The sequence below is a fragment of the Microcystis sp. M20BS1 genome (assembly GCF_020245305.1).
Classification (GTDB): Bacteria; Cyanobacteriota; Cyanobacteriia; order Cyanobacteriales; family Microcystaceae; genus Microcystis; species Microcystis ichthyoblabe_A.
In genome coordinates this window covers 1-3916 of the sequence record NZ_JADBUZ010000164.1, presented here as the reverse complement: position 1 = coordinate 3916, position 3916 = coordinate 1, and the positions used below count along the sequence as shown (strand labels likewise).

Below are 3916 nucleotides of genomic sequence, written 5' to 3'. Positions count from 1 at the left end.
ATTTTTATAATTGAGATAGTTTGTGCCGCTTAAATAAAGAGGTTTTGATAACCAAATTAAAGCAGCTCTAAAGAGTTTTGAGTTAAAAGTTAAACTTCAAGTTTTCATTCAGGACGAATGTACTGATTAACTAATTTTTTTGGGAAAATTAGTTAACCCGTGATTATAACATATAATTAATTTGCAAGAGTTCTATAGACTTAGCTCTCAAATGTCAAGCTAATTTTATAATCAGTTACAATCAAAGAGACCTACAACCTATTGAAAAATTCGGCATTTTTATTTTAACACCCAAACAATTTTTACGATTACTAGGAGAAATAAAACCATGAAACTAAGCACCAACATTCCAGATGTTTTATATCAACAAATTGAAACCTTAGCCAATAAAAAAAACATACCAGTAGAGCAACTGATAACAATGGCTTTATCTGCCCAAATATCCTCTTGGATGACTAAAGATTATCTAGAAGAAAAAGCACAACAGGGAAGTTGGGAGAAGTTTCAACAAGCATTAGCTAAAGTTTCAGATGGGGAGCCAGAAGATTATGACAAAATGTAACACAATTCTTTTTTGGTAAATCTATAGAAAAATCCCAAGTTAAAGCTGAAATTGTTGCTGAATACTTTTGGGCTAAGGAGAATTTTTTATTCATGGTTCGCTTAATTTTTTAAGGAAAGGTTTTTAAAATTTTCTGTAACTTTTGTCCTGTATTGTTTCTAGCGAATAACTGTAGGATGGTACTCGAAGGTAGCTCGCTGTTCGGTCGTTCGTTAAGAAAAATGACTGGAAGGGTGATACTTAGTCATGCGTTTGGTAGCATGGCGGGAGAAGAAATGTAATTGTTATGGGCAAACCGCAAATCGCCGTCCGAATTCCCCCACCTCTCCTCGCCGAACTCAACCAGTACGTCGAGCGGGTTGGCACGTCCAAGACGGATGTGATCGTCAGTGCGGTTTCGCGTAGCGAGTGCCTTCGGCAACGCTGCTTATTTAGGCTGTGCCGAGACTGTACCGTTGAGTCAGCGGATGGCAGAGGTTGAGAGAAAGATAATGGAATTAGAAAGCTTGGCTAAAGGCAAGCGAGATAACATTTAGGGGAAATCAACACAATGACCGAAGATATCGCGACTCCCAGCAAAATATGGATTATTACGGGTGATGATCTTCAAAAAACGCCCACCGGCGCTAGAAGTAGCAGTGATATCGGGGGACAGATCGGTGAACAGAAAAGATCGCCCGAAGTTGCGGCCACCGAAAGAAGTCAAGTGGATGTGTCCAAACTGAAGCTAGAAATGAAGGGCTTTCTCAAAGCGATGCGGGAAATGCTCGATGAAGCCGATCCTCCAAGCGCTAAAATCCGGCTCGATGAAGTGGAACTGTCTGTAGAAATTAATGGGGAAGGACAAGTTAGCCTGTTTGGGATCGGGGGCAAAGCAGGAGGGAAAGGAGCGATGACATTTAAGTTCAAGAGAAAAGATGGCTAAAAACTGGGTGATAGCGATCGGCATCAACGAGTATGACAACCTCAAGCCGCTGAAATACGCCAAGAAAGACGCGGAAGCGATCAAAGCTTGGTGTGAAGGGGAGGGAGGATTCGATCGCAGTGGGATATTTCTCTTTACCGAAGATTCTCCACCCATTCCTGCTAGTCCCCCCATTCCCACGCAGCCAACCTACGGTCGTCTCAAGCGGTTTCTTCAGAAGCAGTTCGAGACTCCCCTGCTTAAGTCTGGAGACAATCTCTGGTTTTTCTTTGCTGGTCATGGCAGGCGCTATCAAGACAAAGACTATCTGATGCTGCCGGATAGTGATCCGGGTAATGTAAGAGAAACGGCTGTATCGGTGGATTATGTCACCGAGCGGCTGCGGCGGTCTGGGGCCGATAACGTCGTACTATTGTTAGATGCCTGTCGAGATGAAGACAGCCGAGGCGGTCTGGGCATTGGAGAAGAGGAGCATCAGGGAGTCATAACCTTTTATTCCTGTACTGCCAATCAGCAATCTTGGGAGATCGATGAGTTACAACAAGGCTCATTTACTCATACGCTGCTGGAAGGATTGCGGCGGCAAGGAGAAGCCAATTGTGCTACGGTCGAGCGTCTAGACGAACATCTGCGCCGTCAAGTCGAGCAAACTAACGCTAGATATGGGAAACCGAGACAGAATCCCTATCTGAAAGCAGAACCGCCCCACAAGCTCTATTTTATTTTGTTAGAACAAGTGGCCACGCTTAGGGACGTGCAACCCCTAAAATATCAGGCTTCCTTAGCAGAAAATAGGGGCGACCTTGACTTAGCTGAACAGTTATGGATTCGTGTCTTAGGAGCATCTCGTGGCGATTTAGATGCGATCGAAGCTATCAAGCGCATCGCTCTAAGACAGTCTTCGATTCCTTTGACGCGTCGCGAATACGTCACAGGGTCTGAGGGAAATAGGTCATCGACCCCTAAACCTTCTCAAGAAACTGGACTCAAGGTATTTAACTTTGAGATCGTGGGAGTAAATGCGAAGGGTGAGCAAATCAAAAAAGAGTCGAAGCAGTCCCAATATTTCGCCCAAGATTTGGGCAACGGCATCACCTTAGAAATGGTTGCCATACTGGGGGGAACTTTCCTGATGGGAACGGAAGATGAGGAAATCGAAAGACTGGTAAAAAAATTTGGTTGGGAAGGATTTAGAAGGGAAAGACCACAACATGAAGTAACTGTCCCACCCTTCTTTATGGGTAAATACCCCATCACCCAGTCCCAGTGGAAAGCGATCACCGCAACCGCTAAAATAGACATCGACCTAGAGACAAACCCTTCTAAGTTCAAAGGGGATGAGCTACCCGTAGAAAGAGTCAACTGGTATCAAGCAACGGAATTTTGTAAACGACTATCAAGAGAAACAAAACGGGAGTATCGACTACCGAGTGAGGCGGAATGGGAATACGCTTGTCGTGCTGGAACCACCACCCCATTCTACTTTGGGGAAACCATTACGGGGGAATTGGCCAACTACGATACCAGTAATACCTACGCAGAAGAAGCGAAGGGAGAGTATCGACAACAAACGACTCCCGTGGGACAATTTCCCCCCAATGCCTTCGGACTGTACGATATGCACGGCAATGTCTGGGAATGGTGTGCCAATACTTGTTACGATAACTATGACGGTGCGCCGACGGATGGCAGTGCTTGGATAGAAAATGATAATAATAATCGTTCTCCTCTGCGGGGCGGTTCTTGGTGCCTCAATCCAAATGGCTGCCGTTCCGCTTTCCGCAACAACCTCAACCGCTGCGTCAACGGCAGCAGCCGCGGTTTTCGGGTGGTGTGCGGTGCCGGGAGGACTCTGTAACCCTTTTTCCCTTTTTTTCCCTTTTTACCCTCATTCCCTATTTTTTCTTTTTTCTTTTCTTTCCCGCCCTTAGGCGGGTCGATTTTTTTGAGAAAATGGCGTTAATGTTAAATTTTATTAAGGCAATCAAAGAATTAGCTGAAAATTCACCCGATCTCGCGTAGCGAGCGCGTTGCGACCAAAAGTCAACTTTTTGCCACTAAATACGGTGCTAGTTTCCTCGGTTTTCGCATTCTACCCGACCGAGTTCACGTCAGGAATAGTAACCTTCATCGGGGTAGGAGAAGACTCAGACGATTGCAACAAGATTATGCGATCGGTACAATTGAATGGAAAGATGTAGAACGATCTCGCGTAGCGATGTTCGGTTGCTTTATCTTCAAAAAATTGAGGAAATAAATACAAGGCCCGGGAGACAAATCCCAATCCGTTCAGGATAATTGCTTTGACGACTTGCCCCGCTGTGACAATTTCTCCTCGCTCAATTGAGACTTGTTCGTTGATAATTTCAACGATTCCTATTTCATCGATAATTCCGGCTACTAATCCCAGATGGTCTAGATTTTTGACT

4 protein-coding genes and 1 pseudogene are annotated in these 3916 nt (G+C 44.8%); 4 read left to right on the top strand and 1 reads right to left on the bottom strand.

The window, feature by feature from the left end; all coding sequences use genetic code 11:
- The first annotated feature begins 328 nt into the window (after window positions 1–328).
- The 4 genes from IM507_RS16495 (at window position 329) to IM507_RS16480 (ending at window position 3345) form a co-directional block, all read left to right on the top strand.
- Window positions 329–562 (top strand): hypothetical protein, encoded by a 234-nt coding sequence (locus IM507_RS16495; protein ID WP_287637359.1) that lies wholly within the window; start codon window positions 329–331, stop codon window positions 560–562.
- Between the two features lie 246 nt (window positions 563–808).
- On the top strand, window positions 809–967 hold the full coding sequence (locus IM507_RS16490) for a hypothetical protein (protein ID WP_287637357.1): 159 nt from the start codon (window positions 809–811) through the stop codon (window positions 965–967).
- 145 nt (window positions 968–1112) lie between these two features.
- On the top strand, window positions 1113–1487 hold the full coding sequence (locus tag IM507_RS16485) for a Pepco domain-containing protein (RefSeq protein ID WP_002777669.1): 375 nt from the start codon (window positions 1113–1115) through the stop codon (window positions 1485–1487).
- Window positions 1480–3345, top strand: a complete 1866-nt coding sequence (locus IM507_RS16480) for an SUMF1/EgtB/PvdO family nonheme iron enzyme (RefSeq protein WP_287637356.1) — start codon at window positions 1480–1482, stop codon at window positions 3343–3345. Before IM507_RS16485 ends, IM507_RS16480 begins: the two co-directional genes overlap by 8 nt.
- Before the next feature lie 360 nt (window positions 3346–3705).
- Here the strand turns inward: IM507_RS16480 and IM507_RS16475 are convergent.
- Window positions 3706–3916, bottom strand: a pseudogene (locus IM507_RS16475) (DUF4277 domain-containing protein); the annotation flags it as partial.